This window comes from Cupriavidus ulmosensis (assembly GCF_977008105.1).
In genome coordinates this window covers 1690170-1705778 of sequence record NZ_CDRMWP010000001.1, presented here as the reverse complement: position 1 = coordinate 1705778, position 15609 = coordinate 1690170, and the positions used below count along the sequence as shown (strand labels likewise).

The following is a 15609-nucleotide window of genomic DNA, read 5'->3' as shown; positions in this document are numbered from 1 at the left end:
CGCCTGCCGCCACGCCTGGCCGGTCCAGCGCATCGGGCCGGCCGCGCCGCTAGGCGCCGGCCGGCGCGAACGGCGTGCGCGCGCGCGGCTCCAGCGACGTCACCACGCGCTGCAGCAGCGCGATGAACTGGCGCCGCTCGGCCGCGTCGAACGGCGCCATCAGCGCATCGTAGGCGGCGTCGGCCATTTCCATCGAGCGCGACAGCGCCTTGCGGCCCTTGGCCGAGAGCGCGAGCTGGCGCTGGCGGCGGTCGTCGGCCGAGGTCTCGCGCGTGACCCAGCCGCGCTCCTCCAGGCTCTGCGCCACCTGCGAGACACTGACCTTGTTCACGCCGAGCGCGCGCGCCACGTCGTTCTGGCTGGCGCGCTCGATGTTGTGGAGCGCGATCAGCACGGCGTATTGCGACGGTGTCAGCTCCAGCGCGGCGAAGCTGTCCTCGAAGATGGCGACGGAGATCTGGTGCGCGCGCCGCAGCAGGAAGCCGGGACGGGAATAGAGTTGGGACAGGCGCTCGACCTCGGTGGTGGACATAGGGATGCGAAAGTGGGTGGAATGGGGTGTCACGCGGCCTGGTGGCCGCTGAGCTCCTCGCCGGCGCGCCGGGGCAGCGCCCGGTAGCGCGGCAGCGCGGCGCAGGCGAACAGCGCCACCACCACGAACGCGAGCGAAAAGTCGGCGCCGGCGGGCTCGGCGCGGCCGCCGAGCCGGGCCGACCACTGCACGGCCAGCGCCGACAGCGAAATACCCAGCATGATAGCGAGTTGCCAGCCCATCGTGTTCAGCGTGGTCGCCGCGGCCACCTTCGCCGGCGGCAGGTCGGCATAGGCGAGCGCGGTCAGCGCGTTGAACTGCACGGCGCGGAAGAAGCCCGCCAGCGACACCACCGCGCCGATTCCCAGCAGGTTCCAGCGCGGCAGCGCGAACAGCGCGCAGGCCGCCAGCGCGAGCGCGCACATCAGCCCGTTCCACAGCAGCACGCGGCGAAAGCCCCAGCGCCGCAGCATGGCCGTGGTGCGGGTCTTGGTGAAGAACGCGACCACGCCGCTGGCCAGCAGCACCACCCCGCTGTGCAGCGCGCTGAAGCCGAGCCCGATCTGCAGCATCAGCGGCAGCAGGAACGGCAGCGCGCCATACCCCACGCGCACCAGCGCGCCGGCCCAGAAGCCGGTCGAGAAGGTGCCGACCGAAAGCAGGCGGAAGTCCAGCATGGGCCGCGCCAGCCGGCGGAACTGGCGCGCGTGCAGCCAGGCCAGCAGCGCCAGCAGCGCCGCCAGCGCGGCCAGCAGCGGCGCGTCGAACGCATGGCGCGCGCGCTCCAGCATGACCACCACGAGCGTCAGCACGGCGGCGGCCAGCAGCCATTCGCGCGGGTGGAACACGGCGTCGGTGCGCTCGCGCAGTTGCGGCATCGCGCGCCGCGAGGCCAGCAGGCCCAGCAGCCCGACCGGCACGTTGATCAGGAACACCCAGTGCCACGACAGCCATGCGCACAACAGGCCGCCGAGCGGCGGCCCCAGCATCGGGCCGAGCATGGCCGGCGTGATCATCCACGCCAGTGCCTCCACCAGTTGCGCCTTGCCGACCAGGTGCACGATGGCGGTGCGCCCGACCGGCACCATCATCGCCGCGGCGCTGCCCTGCAGCGCGCGCGCCAGCGTCAGCGCCGGCAGGCTCGGCGCCAGCGCGCACGCGGCCGAGCTGGCCACGAACAGCGCCACGGCGGCCTGGAACACGGTGCGCGTGCCGTGGCGCGCGGCCAGCAGCCCGCTGAGCGGGATGAAGATCAGCGAGCACAGCAGGTAGACCGTCATGGTCAGGTTGAGGCTGAGCGGATCGACGCCGAACGCGCGCGCGATGTCGGGAATCGCCGGGCTGACGATGGTGGCGTCGAGCTGCTCCATGAAGAAGGCCATGCCGACCAGGATGGACAGCGGGCGGAAGTCGGCCTGCGCGGCTTTGGCGGCTGTGGCGGTCGAAGCGTGCTGGGATGGCATGAGCGGGGAAACGGAAACCGGGGAGGAAAAGGCAACGGGCCGGACCAGGCCGGACCCCGATTCTCGGCGCTGCGCGGGCGCAATGGAAATGCGATTAGTAAATATGCTAACTATTAATCGGTCGTTGGTTGGCCGGCGCGCTGCCTATACGATGCGATCCATTCCTTGCAGCCGGCGCGCTCGCGCGCCGGCCCATCACCACAGAAGACACGGAGCGACACCGATGGCGGTATTCGAACTCGTCAGCGCCGACTGGCTGGCACAACACGCAGGCGCCGCGGGCGTGGCCGTCATCGACAGCCGCCCGCAGGCCGACTACTGGGAAGGGCACATCCCGCACGCGCGCCATCTCGATGCCGCGCTGCTGTCGCTGCCGCGCACCGACGCGCCCGCGCTGGCGCGCTTCCACACGCTGCTGGGCTGGACGCTGTCCGCGCTGGGCATCGCGGCGGACACGCACGTGGTGGTGGCCGGCGCGCAGAACGAGGTCAATGCCGCGCGCGTGGCCTGGGCGCTGGCCTATGCCGGCGTGGCGCGCATCGCGCTGCTCGACGGCGGGCTGAAGGCGTGGGGCGGCGCGCTCGACCGTGCCGCGCCGGCGGTGCGGGCCACGCGCTTCGTGCCGCAGCCGCGGGCCGCCTATCTCGCCACCGCCGAGGAAGTGCTGGCGGCCACGCAAGGCGGCGCGCGCGTGATCGACGCGCGCGAGCACGACGAATACGCGGGCCTGCGCAGCAACGCCCGCCGCAACGGCCGCGTGGCGGGCGCGCGCTTCTGGGACACGCGCCAGGAACTCGGCGCCGACGGCCGCTTCGCGCCGCGCGCGCAGCTTGCCGCGGCGCTGGCGCAGGTCGCCGCGCCCGGCGAGCGCGCCATCGTCTACTGCGGCGGCGGCGGGCGCGCCGCGCGCGCCTTCGTGGCACTGCAGCTTGCCGGCCACGCGGACGCGGCGGTCTATCCGGCCTCCTGGAACGAGTGGGGCAACCTCGACCAGTACCCGGTCGACGCAAGCGCCATCGCCATCCCCATCCCCGCCGCCGCCACCGCGCCCGCGGCCTGAACCGGCACGCGGCCCGCCCTCCTCTCTCGCGCAACCTTTCCGATCACATCATGAACGGCATCTTCGTCGACGACGAAAAACTGGACCGGATCCAGTCCAGGGTCCTGGACATGCGCCGCTACCACGGCGCGCCCGCCACCTTCGAGGGCGTCACGCTGACGCCCTATTCCGCCACCGTGGGCGCGCGCGTCACCGGCCTGCGCATCGGCCCGCATGCCGAGCCCGGCGCGGCGCTGCGCCGCTTCCTCTACGACGGCATCCTGCGCCACGGCTTCCTGAGCTTCGCGCCGGGCACGGTGGCGCTGGAGGACTTCGAGCAACTGGTCGCGCTGTTCGGCACGCCGAAGCTGATGAACACGCCGTACACGCCGGAGACCGGCAAGGACGGCCAGCTCAACGCGATCGACTCGTCGATCAAGAAGACCCGCATGAACTACATCTGGCACATGGACCAGGTGTTCCAGCCGAAGCCGCCGCCCTTCACCGCGCTGTTCGCGCAGGCCGCGCCGCAGGTCGGCGGCGACACGCTGTTCGCCAACGCGACCGCCGCCTACGACCTGCTCGACCCGCTGTTCGCCGCCTACCTGGAGACGCTGAGCGCGGTGCATGACGTGGAGGCCCAGGGTTTCCTCACGCTGGCCTACCACGACCTCGCGCAGCGCGCGGCGCAGCGCGAGAAGCATCCGCCCATCGAGGTGCCGCTGGTGCGCACGCACCCGGAGACCGGCCGCAAGCAGATCTTCGCCAACGAGCTCTATACGCAGCGCATCCTCGGCGTCACGCGCCGCACCAGCCAGGCGCTGCTCGACGTGCTGTTCGACGCGCTGGGCGCGCCCGAGGTGCAGACGCGCCACCGCTGGGAAGACGGCACGGCGCTGATCTGGGACAACCGCACCGTGCAGCACCGCGGCGTGGCGGACTTCGGCCAGGGCCGGCGCGTGCTGCACCGCGCGCTGGTGGTGTGAGCGCGCTTGCGCCGCGCCAGCCTCACGCGCCTTTGACCAACAGGACATCCATGCAACGCAGGCAATTCCTCCTTACCCTCGGCGCCGGCCTGGCGCCGCTCGCGGCCTTCGCGCAGGCGTCCGGCGTGCGCATCACGCTGCCTTCGCCAGGCAGCGCGGGCTCGGTGTGGCGCCCGCTGATCGACCGCTACAAGCTCAACACGGACCCGGCCCTCAAGCTCGACTGGGTCACGGCCGATCCCGGCAAGATGCAGGTGCAGCTCAGCGCCGGCTCGCTCGACGTGGGCGTGTTCGGCGCGGTCGGGCTGGCCACGCTGGCCAACCGCGGCAGCGACATCGTGCTGTTCGGCCCCGCGCTGAACAACCACGGCCGCTGGCTGGTGCGCGGCGACAGCGGCCTGCGCGCGCCGAAGGACCTGGTGGGCAAGCGCATCGCCACCACCGCCGAGACCAGCGAGACCTACCAGCAGGCACGCATCGCCGCCTCGCTGATCGGCATCGACCTCAAGAAGGACGTCAAGGTCATCCACGGTTCCCCGACCGCCAACCTCGCGCTGTTCGAGCGCGGCGACGTCGACGCGATCATCACGCTGGAGCCGACCGCGACGCGGCTGGTGGCGCGCGGCGCGCGCGAGATCGCGCGCGTGGCCGACATCTGGAAGCAGGCCACCGGCCAGCAGGAAGACCCGATCCTGGTCGGACTGGCCGCGAGCCGGAGCTGGTACGAGAGCAACACCGCCACCGCGGCCAAGCTCGGCGCGCTGTTCCAGCGCGTGAGCGGCTCGTTGCGGCAGAACCCGGCGCAGCTGCGCGAGATCGCGCCCGAGATCGGCTTCAAGGCCGACGAGGCGCGCGCCATCGAGCTGCTGCCGTCGCGGCTGGCGCCCGCCTACGCGACCCGGTGGGACGCCAGCGTGTTCGCCACCATCGACAAGCAGATCGAGGTGGCGGTCAAGCTCGGCGTGCTCGACCGCGCCCCGGCGCGCAAGATCTACGTGCAGGCCTGATGAATACCGATCACATCATTCTCGAGCGCCCCGCCGCGCCGCCCGGCCGGCGCGGCGCGCTGGCGCTGCGCCTGCGCGCGGCGGCCGCGCGCTTCGGCCCGCAGGCGCTGTTCTTCGTGCTGCTGGCGGCCGGCTGGGAAGGCATGGCGCGCGTGTTGCACTCGCCGCTGGTGCCGGGCACCGCGGCCATCGCGCGCGAGCTGGTGGCGATCAGCGTGAGCGGCTTCGCCTTCAGCGAGATCGGCGTGACCTTCCTGCGCATGTCGCTGGGCTTCCTGCTGGCGCTGGTGTTCGCGCTGCCGATCGGCATCGCGTCGGCGGTGTCGCGCTTCGCCGAGCGCTTCTTCGAGCCCGGCATCATCCTCGGCCTGACCGTGCCCGGCCTGGTGTGGGCGCTGCTGTGCGTGATCTGGTTCGGCGTCTCGCTGACCTCGCCGGTGGTGGCGGTGGCGCTGGGCGTGCTGCCCTCGCTGGTGATCTCGGTGCAGCAGGGCGTGCGCTCGCTCGACCACGAGATCGTGGAGATGGTCCGCGTGTTCCGCCTGCCGGGCGCCACGGTATTGCGCAAGGTGTGGCTGCCGCTGCTGTACAGCTTCATCGTGTCGGGCTGCCGCGTGGGCTTCTCGATCGCGTGGAAGGTCATCGTGCTGGTCGAGATCTTCGGCATGTCCAACGGCGTGGGCTACCAGCTCAACGCGCAGTTCAGCACGCAGAACGTCGAGGGCGTGATCGCCTGGACCATCGCCTTCTGGGCGGCGATGATCGTGGTCGAGCACGGCGTGTTCCGCACGCTCGAGGCGCATGCGAACCGCTGGAAGCGGGGCGGCGCATCATGAGCAGCGACATCCGCATCGAAGGCGTGGCCAAGCGCTTCGCGCCGCGCGGCACCGACGCCGCGCGCACCATCCTCAGCCAGGTGGACCTGACCGTGCGCGCCGGCGAGCTGGTGGCGCTGGTGGGGCCGTCGGGCTGCGGCAAGTCGACGCTGCTGAACCTGATCGCGGGCCTCGACCGGCCCAGCCAGGGCCGCGTGGCCTTCGACCGCAGCCAGGACGCGATCAGCCTGAGCGTGGTGTTCCAGCAGCCGCGGCTGCTGGACTGGCTCAGCGTCGAGGAGAACATCGGCATCGTGTTCGAGGGACGCGCCGTCGATGCCGCCGAGCGGCCGCGCGTGGTGCGCGAACTGCTGCGCAAGGTCGAGCTCTCCGAGCACGGGCGGGCCTACCCGCAATTCCTCTCGGGCGGGCAGAAGCAGCGCGTGTCCATCGCCCGGGCGTTTGCCGTGCAGCCGGACGTGCTGCTGCTCGACGAGCCGTTCAGCGCGCTGGACGAGCTGACCGCGCGCCGGCTGCGCAGCCTGCTGCAATCATTGTGGCTGGACGAAAGCCGGCCGCGCCCCACCGGCGTGCTGGTCACGCACAACATGCTCGAAGCGGCCTTCCTCGCCGACCGCATCGCCGTGATGGGCGGCAGCCCGGCCGGCGTGCAGCAGGTGATCGAGGTGGACGTGCCGCGCCCGCGCCATCCCGACGACCCGGCGCTGTTCGAGGTCCACCGCAAAGTGATGGAAGCGCTCCAGAGCTGAAGCGCGCCGCGCGGACGACGAAACGGGGCCGGGCCTGGACGAACGGCCCGGGCGGCCCCGCCGATCAGGCGCCGCCGGCCGAACGCGCCTGCTCGTGCCCGCGCTGGCACGGCATGCAGCGCTTGGCGGTCGGGTAGGCCTGCAGGCGCTCGTACGGGATGGGCGCCCCGCACTCCACGCACACGCCATAGGTATGCCCGGCCAGCCGGACGCGCGCGGCGGCGATGTCGGCCAGCTCCACGCGGTGGCGCGCCACCATCGCCTGGTCCGCGTCGTCTTCCTCGGCGATGTCGGACGCATCGCCCGGCTCGGGCCGCGTGGCGACGACGCGGGCGGCCTGCGCCGCCTCGATCTGCCCGCGCAGTTGTTTTTCCCGGCCATCCAGCACCAGGGCCAGGCCGTTGCGTTGCTCGTCGGTCAGTGCAGTCAGTGCCGCCATCATGGGTCTCCGCTCGCGCCGATGCGCGTTCACTCCATTCTGCAACGTCGTCCGCCATCGGATTTGCGCTGCATCAAGCGCCGTGGCAGCACGTGGCCAATACTGCGGTTAGCGTCATCCACGGCGCCCGCCCGGCGGCGACGCCGCGTGCCGGGCGCGTCTCCGGGCACCCGCACGGGCACGGACCGGACTCATCTGGCAAGGACAGCATGGAACAACGGCACCGACAATTCTCCCTGGTCTACCTGCTGGCGGCCCTGCTGCTGATGGCGGCCATGCAGACCCTGCTGCGCACCGGCGCCGAGCAAGGCCTGGCGTACAGCGACTTCAAGGTCCTGCTCAAGGCCGGCAAGCTGCACGACCTGGTGGTCGGCGAGCGGGAAATCCGCGGCACGGTGGACACCCGCGACCTCGGCACCATCCTGGCCGGCCCGCAGGCCGACGCGCTGCGCGGCGCGGGCGGCGGCGAGCGCCGCTTCACCACGGTCCGGGTCGGCGACCCGGCGCTGACGCAGGACCTGGAGGCGGCGAAGATCCGCTTCGTCGGCGACGTCGACAGCCAGTGGCTCGGCACCCTGCTCTCCTGGGTGCTGCCCGCGCTGATCTTCGTCGCCATCTGGGGCTATTTCCTGCGGCGCATGGGCTCCGCCACCGGCGGCCTGCTGGAGATCGGCAAGAGCCGGGCGCGCATCTACATGCAGACCGACACCGGGGTCACGTTCGCGGACGTGGCCGGCATCGACGAGGCCAAGGCCGAGCTGATGGAGATCGTGGAATACCTGAAGGCGCCGGAGCGCTTTCGCCGGCTCGGCGGCAAGCTGCCCAAGGGCGTGCTGCTGCTGGGCGCGCCGGGCACCGGCAAGACGCTGCTGGCGCGGGCCGTGGCGGGCGAGGCGGGCGTGCCGTTCTTCAGCATCAGCGGCGCCAGCTTCGTCGAGATGTTCGTCGGCGTGGGCGCGGCCCGCGTGCGCGACCTGTTCACGCAGGCCGAGGCCAAGGCGCCCTGCATCATCTTCATCGACGAGCTCGACGCGCTCGGCAAGGCGCGCGGCTTCGGCATGGCCGGCGGCAACGACGAGCGCGAGCAGACCCTGAACCAGCTGCTGGTGCAGATGGACGGCTTCGACACCAACAAGGGCGTCATCATCATGGCCGCCACCAACCGCCCGGAGATCCTCGACCCGGCCCTGCTGCGCGCCGGCCGCTTCGACCGGCACGTGCCGCTGGACCGGCCCGACCTGCGCGGGCGCGAGCAGATACTGCAGGTGCACGTGCGCGGCGTGCGGCTCGCGCCCGGCACGCAGATCGCGCAGATCGCCGCGCGCACGCCGGGCTTCGCCGGCGCCGACCTCGCCAACCTGGTCAACGAGGCGGCCCTGCTGGCCGCGCGCCGCGGCAAGGACGCGGTCGACATGGCCGATTTCGACGATGCGCTGGAGCGGATCGTGGGCGGCCTGGAGAAAAAGAACCGCGTGATGAATCCGCTCGAGAAGCGCATCATCGCCTACCACGAGGCCGGGCACGCGCTGGTCGCCGAGAACCGCCCGTATGCCGACAAGGTGTCGCGGATCTCGATCATTCCGCGCGGGATCGCGGCGCTGGGCTATACCCGGCAGACGCCGTCCGAGGACCGCTACGTGCTGCGCAAGAGCGAGCTGCTCGACCGCCTGGACGTGCTGCTGGGCGGGCGCCTCGCCGAGGAACTGGTGTTCGGCGATGCCTCCACCGGCGCCCAGGACGACCTGCAGCGCGCGACCGACATGGCGCGCCAGATGGTCACGCGCTACGGCATGGGCGAGAAGCTCGGCTTTGCCACCTACGAGCGCCTGGCCAGCCCGCTCGAGCCCGATCCCGCGGCGGCGCCGCGCGAGCCGCGCGACTACAGCGAGCGCACCGCCGAGGCGATCGACGACGAGGTGCGGCACCTGCTGGCCGACGCCGGCGAGCGCGTGCGGCAGACCTTGCAGACCCGGCGCGCCGAACTGGCGGCGCTGGCGGACCTGCTGCTGGCCACCGAGGTGGTCGACCGCGCGGCCCTCGACGCCTTGCTGCATGCGCCGCCGGCGCAGACGCCAACGACGCCGCAGACACTGCAGACGCCGCCGGCCGCGCAGCCCGGCGCGGTCGCGCACGCTTCCTGACGCCTGACGCCTGACACCCGGCGCCGCCGGCCCTCCGGCCGGGAAGCGCGGGCCTGCCGATTGCCAATTGCCGATCGCCGGTTCTAGGCCGCGTCCACCCGCCGGCAGACCGCCGGCCGCCCGTCTCCGGCGACGCGAAGATCGCCCCCCGCCCCGGCGCCGGCCGGCATCACCGCCGCCGCGCCGGCCTTGGGCCGCGGCGGGCGCCACCAGTCCGGCCCCGACGCGCATCCCGCGCAAAGCAGCGCGGCCAGTCCCGCGGCGCCGCACCAGGCGCGCGCGCGGGCGCCGCCGCCAATCCGGACCGCCGTTTTCGTCGTCATTCGCTGTTCCTCCGTCGATGCCCGTGCGGGCGTTGCCATCGCGGCCGGCACGCCGGCCGCGTCAGTACATCAGGAAGCGCGCGCGCTGCGCGGCGAAGCCGGCGCCCTGCGCCGACACCGCCCGCTCGACCTCGGCCAGCGGCGCATGCGCGTCGATCAGGCGCCAGGCCTCGGCCGAGCCCAGCGACGCGCGGATCGCGGGCAGGTCGAACTGCTTTGCGTGGAGCGCGTGCAGCGCGATCGCCAGCGCCAGCCCGAGCCGGCCCGGCGGCCTCGGCGCCGCGCCGGGCAGGATCGACACGCCCTGGCACAGGCGGCCGCGATAGCGGCCTTCGGTCGGCACGAAGCTGGTGGCCTCGAAGCGCGCGCCGGCATCCAGCGCGTTCAGGTAGGCGGCCAGTTCCCGCGCGGCGATCCACGGCGCGCCCACCAGCGCGAACGGCGTCGGCGTGCCGCGCCCCACGCTGACGTTCGCGCCCTCGATCAGGCCGACGTCGGCATACAGGTCCAGTTGCGCCGCGTCGCGCAGGTTCGGCGAGAGCGGCACCCAGCCCAGGCCGGTGTCGGCGAAGCGCATGCCGCGCGTGTAGCCCTGCATGGCGACGACGCGCAGGTCGGCGCCGATGCCCAGCTCGCCGTTGAACATCCGGGCCAGTTCGCCCACGGTCATGCCGTGCAGCAGCGGCAGCGGGAAGTAGCCGGTAAACGACGCCTGACCGGGGTCCTGCGGCGGGCCGCCAAAGCGGTCGGCGCCGAGCGGATTGGGCCGGTCCAGCACGAAGGCCGGCACACCGCGCGCGGCGGCGGCCTCCAGCATGTAGCCGAGCGTGGTGATGTAGGTGAAGAAGCGCACGCCGGCGTCCTGCACGTCGAATACCAGCGCGTCCACGCCCGCCAGCGTCGCCGGCGCGAAGCGCCGGTGCGCGCCGTACAGGCTGTGGACCGGCACGCCGGTGCCCGCGTCGACCGCATCGCCGAGCGGCGCGTCGACATCGCTGCCCAGGCCGTGCTCGGGCGCGAACAGCGCCGCCAGCGCGACGCCGGGCGCGCGCGCCAGCACGTCCGCGGTGCGCGCACCGCTGCCGTCGAAGCCGCTGCGGTTGGTGACAAGCCCCACGCGCAGGCCCGCCAGCGGCGCGAACGCCTGCGCCTCCAGCACGTCGATGCCGCTGCGCACCGGCCCCGCGGCCGGCGGCAGGCGCATGCTCCACGCCAGCGCCGCGGCGGTGCCCGGCACGGCGGCGCCGATCGCCTGCGCGGCCAGCGGCGGCGTCTCGCTGGCCAGCAGCGCCAGCACCTGCTGCCGCAGCGGCGCGGCGTTGCCCTGGTCGCCGGGATGCAGGCGGCTGCTCAGGATCACCGCGAAACGCCCGCTCACCATGTCGATCCACACGCCGGTGCCGGTGTAGCCGGTCTGCTCCAGCATCCCCAGCGGCGGCAGGCGGTCGCGGCTGGCCGCGAGCGGCGCGGCCAGCGCCCAGCCCAGGCCGCGCCACGCGCCGGCGGCCAGCGGCGTGGCCGGCGCCGCCAGCAGCGCGACGCTCTCGGGCCGCAGCACGCGGGTGCCGCCGGCCTGCCCGCCGTTGAGGATCATCTGCGCGAACCGCGCCAGGTCCGCCGCGGTGGAAAACAGGCCGGCATTGCCGGCCACGCCGCCCAGGCGCGCCGCGGTGGGGTCATGGACAAGGCCGCGCAGCATCCGGCCGCCGCGCGGCGCCGTCGGCGCGGTCCGCGCCACCATCTGCGGGCCGGGCAGGAAACCCGTGTCGCGCATGCCCAGGGGCGCGAAGACGTGGTCGCGGCACCATGCGTCCAGCGGCTGCCCGGCCACGCGCCGGACCAGTTCGCCGAGCACGACGAAATTGACGTCGCTGTAGATGACGCGCTCGCCGGGCGGCGCCACCGGCGCCAGGTTCATCGCCTCGCGCACGGCGTCGCCGTCGCCCGCGCGCCGGCGCGGCGGCAACCCGGCGGGCAGGCCCGAGGTATGCGCGAGCAGTTCGCGCACGGTGATGGATGCCTTGCCGGCGGCGCCGAACGCCGGCAGGTAGCGGACCACCGGCGCGTCCAGCGAGACCGCGCCGCGCTCGCTCAGCTGCAGCACGGCGGTGGTGGTGGCGATCACCTTGGTGACGGAGGCGAGGTCGAACACGGTATCGGCGCTCATCGCCTCGCTCGCCGGCAGGACCGCGCGCCGGCCGGCGGCAAGCTGGTAGCGGATGTGCCCGGCGTCGCCGGCCAGCACGACCGCGCCGGGAATGTTGCCGGCGCCGATCTGGCCCTCGACGATGGCGCGCAGCTGTTCGCGCGCGGCGGCCGTCGCCGGCTCCGTGGCCGGTGCCGCGGTCTGCCCCCGCGCCAGCGCGCAGGCGAGCAGCAGCACGGCGGACAGCGCGCGGCGCGCGGCGCGATGGTTCATCTGGCCGGGGGCGCTGCCTGCGCCGGTTGCGCTCGCTGCGCCGGTTGCGCTGGCAGCCCCGCTTGCGGCAACTGCGGCAACTGCGCCGGATCGTAGCGGTTGCGCGGATTCCACAGCATCCACCCGTCGGTCTGCTCGGCGTCCGCGGCCTGCGTCTGCGCGCGGATCTCGTCGGCGTCGAACTCGCGGTGGTCGAAGGCGTAGTCGCGGAAGGCCTGCAGCCACGGGCGGAAGCGCACGCCCGGCAGGCCGGTGCGCTTCCTGGCCTCGGCCAGCGAGCGCGCCACGATTTCGCCGGCGTGCTCCACCGGCCGGGTGCAGCCCGGCAGGCCCCAGGTGAAGCCCGAGGGATAGAGCATGGGCGAGATATAGTCCAGCGCCGCGCCGAGCGATTCGAGCTGCTGGCCGATCGCCGTGTCGTCGAGGTTCCAGCACACGTAGCCGAAGATGTCCGCCGCGATGTACACGTTGTAGCGGGCCAGCCGCGCGCGCGCCGCGCGCAGGAAGCCGGTGATGGCGGCCACCCGGTTGTCCTGCGTGTTGGGCCGCGAAAAACGCAGCCCGCCGGCATCCGGGAAACGCAGGTAGTCGAACTGGATCTCGTCGAAGCCCATGCGCGCCGCCTCCTCCGCCAGGTCGAGGTTGTGCTGCCAGGCTTCGGTCTCGAAGGGATCGATCCAGCGCAGGTCCTCGCGGTCGCGCCACACCGCGCCCTGGCCGTCGCGCACGGTCCAGTCCGGGTGCGCGGCGGCCAGCGGCTCGTCCTTGAAGACCACGATGCGCGCGATCAGGTACAGCCCGCGCGCATGCAGCCCGGCCAGCAAGGCCGGGAAGTCCCGCACCAGCGGCGCCGGCGCCTTGACCTGCGCGCTGGCGCCGATGGCGTCGCGCGCCGCGCTCCGGTAAGGCGTCATGCCGCGGTCGCCCTTGACGTCGATCACCAGCGCGTTGATGGCGCTGGCCTGCGGCAGCGCCACGGCGGCGTCGCGCAATGCCGCGCTGCCGATGCCGAACACCGAGAGGTAGACCGCGCGGGGCCGCACCGGCGTCAGCGCCAGCCGCACCGGCGCGCCGCCGGTGGCCGTGGCGAGCGCGCGGCCATAACCGGGAGCCCTGGCGCCGATGCCGATGCCCGCGCCCGGCGGCGGCGCGGCCAGCGCGAAGCCGCCGTCCGCGCCGGTCTGGGCGGACGCGGCGGCATCGTCCATCACCACCACCGTGGCCCCGGCCAGGGGCGCGCCGGTGTGCGCATCGACGACGGTGCCGGTGACGGTGTCCGCCGCCGCGCCATGCCACGCGGCCAGCGCCAGCGCGAAGCCACACAGGCGGCGCGCGAGGGCGCTCATTGCGCGGCTCCGGCCCGCGGCCGGGATGCGTGCGGCGGGGATGTCTGCGACCGGGACACGGCGGGCGAGGCCGGCGCGGTTGCCTGCGCCAGCATCCGCGCCAGGCAGCCGTCGCCGCAGGCGTCGGTCATCAGGAAGCGCGGCAGCGCCAGCCGCGGCGACGCCAGCGTGACCGCGCTGCCTTGCAGCGAGAAGGCCGCCTCCACGCCCTCGCTGGCGGCGATCGCCATCAGTTCCTCGTCATGGATGCCGAACGGCCACGCCAGCCACCGCACCGGGCCGCCCAGTTCCTGCTCCAGCCGCTCGCGCGCGCGGCGCAGCTGCATGTGCGCGAACGCGCGGAACGCCTCAGGCGCGAGGCGCCTGCGTTCCGTGTTGAAGTTCGGGTGCCAGTAGCTGTGCGACTGCACCGCGAACAGGCCGGTCTCCTTGAGCGCGCGCAACTGATCCCAGGTCAGCGCATAGGCGGCATTCGAAATCGCCGAGGGATAGATGAACAGCGTGACCGGGACATGCTCGCGCCGCGCGATCGGCAGCATCACGTCGAACACCGAGCGATGGCCGTCGTCCGCCGTGATCGCCACGGCCCGCTCCGGCAGCGTATCCGGCCCGCCCTGCTGCCACCGCACCACGTCGGCCAGCGGCACGACGTGGTAGCCGTGCGCGGCAAGCATGCGCAGGTGCGCCTCGAACGTGGCCGTGCGCACCGTCATGCTGTCCGCGGCCACCGGGCCGAAGCGGTGATAGACCAGCACGGGAACCCGGCGTTGCGCGCCAGGCGCCTGCGCGCCGGCCGACAGCGCGGCGAGCGCCAGCGCGGCGAGCGCCAGCGCCGGCAGCAGCACGGCCCGGCACAGAAGACGGCACCACCCGCCCTGCTGCTGCTTCCGATGCATCGCATTCTCCGTGTGATTCCCGCGCCCTCTCCCGGGCCGCTCCGGCTGGCGGCATGGCGGCGCGCGCATATCCATTCTGGATGCCGCGGCCCGGCGGGACATGACGCACGTCAAGCCCGGGCCTCTGACGGCGCATGTCCGCGCATTGCCGCGGCGGCTGACCGGGATCAATGCCGAAGCGCCGGCATTGCCTACGATGCAGGGACGGATCGCCGGCGGCGCCGGCGCGTTGGCGGCGCCCGCGCCTCATGGACACCAGGAGCCCGACCATGCCATGTCACCGCCCTTTTCCCGCGCCGTGGAAGCACGCGCTTGCCGCCCTGCTGGTCTGCCTGCACGCCGCGGCCGCGCCGGCGGCGACCGCGCCGCCGGCCACGCCGCTGGGCCCGAACCCGCCGCGGGTGGAGCAGCGCGACGGCATCGCCTACCTGTCCGGCGGGATCGGCGCGGACGAAGCCGCGCGGATGCGCTCGATGCGCGCCGCGTTCAACGTCCAGATGCAGTTCGCCGACGCCCGCACCGGCGAATGGCTGTCCGACGTGGCGGTGGCGCTCGCCGACGCGCGGGGCAAGCCGGTGTTCTCGCTGGTCACGTCCGGGCCGTTTCTCTACGTGAAGCTGCCGCCCGGCAGCTACCGCGCGCGCATCACTTACCAGGGCGTCTCGCAGACCCGGAAGTTCACCGCCGGCCGCAAGCCGGCGGCGCTGGACTTCCGCATCGCGGTCAACGACGCGGAGCGCTCCTGGCTCTACTGCGGCGGCGGCTGCAAGCCGGCCGGGCGATAGGCGGACCAGGAGCGGGCCAGGAGCGGACGATGAGCACGCGGAAGCACCGGCGCCAACGCTTGATATGCGTCAAGCACCCGCCGCCGCCGTCACCTATGCTGCAAGAAGGACGCGCGCCCTCGCCGGGCGCGCCATGACAACGTTGAAAGGAGACCCGCCATGTACCAGAAAATCCTGCTTGCCGTGGATGGCAGCCATTCTTCCGACCTCGCCATCAGCCAGGCGATCATCATCGCCAAGGCGACCGGCAGCGAGGTGGAGGCGCTGTTCGTGGCGGACGACAGCGACGCCTTCTTCCCGGTCGGCGCCTACGACCCCAACAAGCTGGTGGAAAGCATCCTCACCCTGGGCCGCGAAGCGCTGGCCACGGCCGCCAGGCGGCTCGCGGAAGCCGGCATCCGCCACACCACCCAGCTGATCGAGAAACCCGTCTCTCCCGGGCAGATCTCCAGCACCATCGTGGCCGAAGCGGACCGCCAGAACGCGGACCTGATCGTGCTCGGCACGCATGGCCGGCGCGGCCTGCGGCGCCTGGTGATGGGCAGCGTGTCGGAAGGCGTGCTGCAGAAGAGCCACAAGCCGGTCCTGCTGGTGCGCAGCGAGACCGAGCGCTGACCGCGCGCGAGCGCGCGCGCCGCGCTCGGAACG

General features: G+C 73.1%; 14 protein-coding genes and 1 pseudogene. 8 read left to right on the top strand and 7 right to left on the bottom strand.

What is annotated here, in order from left to right; all coding sequences use genetic code 11:
- Positions 1-49 precede the first annotated feature (49 nt).
- Both ACWTPI_RS07715 and ACWTPI_RS07710 read right to left on the bottom strand, forming a co-directional pair.
- A complete protein-coding gene (locus tag ACWTPI_RS07715; RefSeq protein WP_059413179.1) occupies positions 50-532 on the bottom strand; it encodes a MarR family winged helix-turn-helix transcriptional regulator in 483 nt (160 codons plus the stop codon).
- Between the two features lie 29 nt (positions 533-561).
- Complete coding sequence (locus ACWTPI_RS07710) at positions 562-1995, bottom strand: MFS transporter (RefSeq protein ID WP_454731341.1); 1434 nt, start codon at positions 1993-1995, stop codon at positions 562-564.
- A 223-nt stretch (positions 1996-2218) separates the two neighbouring features.
- On the opposite strand from ACWTPI_RS07710, the gene ACWTPI_RS07705 reads away from it, so the two are divergent.
- Genes ACWTPI_RS07705 through ACWTPI_RS07685 form a run of 5 tightly spaced genes read left to right on the top strand, consistent with a single transcriptional unit; the run spans position 2219 to position 6612 of the window.
- Positions 2219-3055, top strand: a complete 837-nt coding sequence (locus ACWTPI_RS07705; protein ID WP_454731340.1) for a sulfurtransferase — start codon at positions 2219-2221, stop codon at positions 3053-3055.
- 50 nt (positions 3056-3105) lie between these two features.
- Positions 3106-4020: a TauD/TfdA dioxygenase family protein gene (locus ACWTPI_RS07700; RefSeq protein WP_454731339.1), complete on the top strand. Its 915-nt coding sequence runs from the start codon at positions 3106-3108 to the stop codon at positions 4018-4020.
- A gap of 50 nt (positions 4021-4070) precedes the next feature.
- Positions 4071-5027 carry an ABC transporter substrate-binding protein gene (locus ACWTPI_RS07695; RefSeq protein WP_454731338.1) on the top strand — a complete coding sequence of 319 codons (957 nt, stop codon included), beginning with the start codon at positions 4071-4073 and terminating at the stop codon, positions 5025-5027.
- A complete protein-coding gene (locus ACWTPI_RS07690; RefSeq protein WP_059413184.1) occupies positions 5027-5863 on the top strand; it encodes an ABC transporter permease in 837 nt (278 codons plus the stop codon). Before ACWTPI_RS07695 ends, ACWTPI_RS07690 begins: the two co-directional genes overlap by 1 nt.
- On the top strand, positions 5860-6612 hold the full coding sequence (locus ACWTPI_RS07685; protein WP_454731337.1) for an ABC transporter ATP-binding protein: 753 nt from the start codon (positions 5860-5862) through the stop codon (positions 6610-6612). Before ACWTPI_RS07690 ends, ACWTPI_RS07685 begins: the two co-directional genes overlap by 4 nt.
- A 64-nt stretch (positions 6613-6676) precedes the next feature.
- On the opposite strand, the gene ACWTPI_RS07680 is transcribed toward ACWTPI_RS07685, so the two are convergent.
- Positions 6677-7054, bottom strand: a complete 378-nt coding sequence (locus ACWTPI_RS07680) for a TraR/DksA family transcriptional regulator (RefSeq protein ID WP_059413186.1) — start codon at positions 7052-7054, stop codon at positions 6677-6679.
- 206 nt (positions 7055-7260) lie between these two features.
- On the opposite strand from ACWTPI_RS07680, the gene ftsH reads away from it, so the two are divergent.
- Positions 7261-9192 carry an ATP-dependent zinc metalloprotease FtsH gene (gene ftsH / locus ACWTPI_RS07675; protein ID WP_454731336.1) on the top strand — a complete coding sequence of 644 codons (1932 nt, stop codon included), beginning with the start codon at positions 7261-7263 and terminating at the stop codon, positions 9190-9192.
- Between the two features lie 83 nt (positions 9193-9275).
- Here ftsH and ACWTPI_RS07670 read toward each other — a convergent pair whose 3' ends face one another.
- The 4 genes and pseudogenes from ACWTPI_RS07670 to ACWTPI_RS07655 all read right to left on the bottom strand — a co-directional run bounded on the left by ACWTPI_RS07670 (position 9276) and on the right by ACWTPI_RS07655 (position 14176).
- Positions 9276-9515, bottom strand: a complete 240-nt coding sequence (locus tag ACWTPI_RS07670) for a hypothetical protein (protein ID WP_156173899.1) — start codon at positions 9513-9515, stop codon at positions 9276-9278.
- A gap of 61 nt (positions 9516-9576) precedes the next feature.
- Complete coding sequence (locus ACWTPI_RS07665) at positions 9577-11934, bottom strand: exo-beta-N-acetylmuramidase NamZ domain-containing protein (protein ID WP_454731335.1); 2358 nt, start codon at positions 11932-11934, stop codon at positions 9577-9579.
- Between the two features lie 71 nt (positions 11935-12005).
- A pseudogene (locus tag ACWTPI_RS07660) lies at positions 12006-13280 on the bottom strand (putative glycoside hydrolase); the annotation flags it as partial.
- On the bottom strand, positions 13277-14176 hold the full coding sequence (locus ACWTPI_RS07655) for a polysaccharide deacetylase family protein (protein ID WP_454731334.1): 900 nt from the start codon (positions 14174-14176) through the stop codon (positions 13277-13279). The pseudogene ACWTPI_RS07660 and the gene ACWTPI_RS07655, both read right to left, overlap by 4 nt.
- A gap of 269 nt (positions 14177-14445) precedes the next feature.
- Here ACWTPI_RS07655 and ACWTPI_RS07650 point away from each other — a divergent pair, with 269 nt between their 5' ends.
- Both ACWTPI_RS07650 and ACWTPI_RS07645 read left to right on the top strand, forming a co-directional pair.
- Positions 14446-14961, top strand: coding sequence for a hypothetical protein (locus ACWTPI_RS07650; RefSeq protein WP_059413190.1), 516 nt, complete (start codon positions 14446-14448; stop codon positions 14959-14961).
- Between the two features lie 159 nt (positions 14962-15120).
- Positions 15121-15576, top strand: a complete 456-nt coding sequence (locus tag ACWTPI_RS07645) for a universal stress protein (RefSeq protein WP_059413191.1) — start codon at positions 15121-15123, stop codon at positions 15574-15576.
- Positions 15577-15609: the final 33 nt, after the last annotated feature.

Coding starts and splice junctions, on each gene's coding strand:
- ACWTPI_RS07645 (WP_059413191.1), top strand. CDS start 15,121: ATGTACCAGAAAATCCTGCTTGCCGTGGATGGCAGCCATTCTTCCGAC.
- ACWTPI_RS07670 (WP_156173899.1), bottom strand. CDS start 9,515: ATGACGACGAAAACGGCGGTCCGGATTGGCGGCGGCGCCCGCGCGCGC.
- ACWTPI_RS07680 (WP_059413186.1), bottom strand. CDS start 7,054: ATGATGGCGGCACTGACTGCACTGACCGACGAGCAACGCAACGGCCTG.
- ACWTPI_RS07705 (WP_454731340.1), top strand. CDS start 2,219: ATGGCGGTATTCGAACTCGTCAGCGCCGACTGGCTGGCACAACACGCA.
- ACWTPI_RS07655 (WP_454731334.1), bottom strand. CDS start 14,176: ATGCATCGGAAGCAGCAGCAGGGCGGGTGGTGCCGTCTTCTGTGCCGG.
- ACWTPI_RS07685 (WP_454731337.1), top strand. CDS start 5,860: ATGAGCAGCGACATCCGCATCGAAGGCGTGGCCAAGCGCTTCGCGCCG.
- ACWTPI_RS07690 (WP_059413184.1), top strand. CDS start 5,027: ATGAATACCGATCACATCATTCTCGAGCGCCCCGCCGCGCCGCCCGGC.
- ACWTPI_RS07710 (WP_454731341.1), bottom strand. CDS start 1,995: ATGCCATCCCAGCACGCTTCGACCGCCACAGCCGCCAAAGCCGCGCAG.
- ftsH (WP_454731336.1), top strand. CDS start 7,261: ATGGAACAACGGCACCGACAATTCTCCCTGGTCTACCTGCTGGCGGCC.
- ACWTPI_RS07695 (WP_454731338.1), top strand. CDS start 4,071: ATGCAACGCAGGCAATTCCTCCTTACCCTCGGCGCCGGCCTGGCGCCG.
- ACWTPI_RS07665 (WP_454731335.1), bottom strand. CDS start 11,934: ATGAACCATCGCGCCGCGCGCCGCGCGCTGTCCGCCGTGCTGCTGCTC.
- ACWTPI_RS07715 (WP_059413179.1), bottom strand. CDS start 532: ATGTCCACCACCGAGGTCGAGCGCCTGTCCCAACTCTATTCCCGTCCC.
- ACWTPI_RS07700 (WP_454731339.1), top strand. CDS start 3,106: ATGAACGGCATCTTCGTCGACGACGAAAAACTGGACCGGATCCAGTCC.
- ACWTPI_RS07650 (WP_059413190.1), top strand. CDS start 14,446: ATGCCATGTCACCGCCCTTTTCCCGCGCCGTGGAAGCACGCGCTTGCC.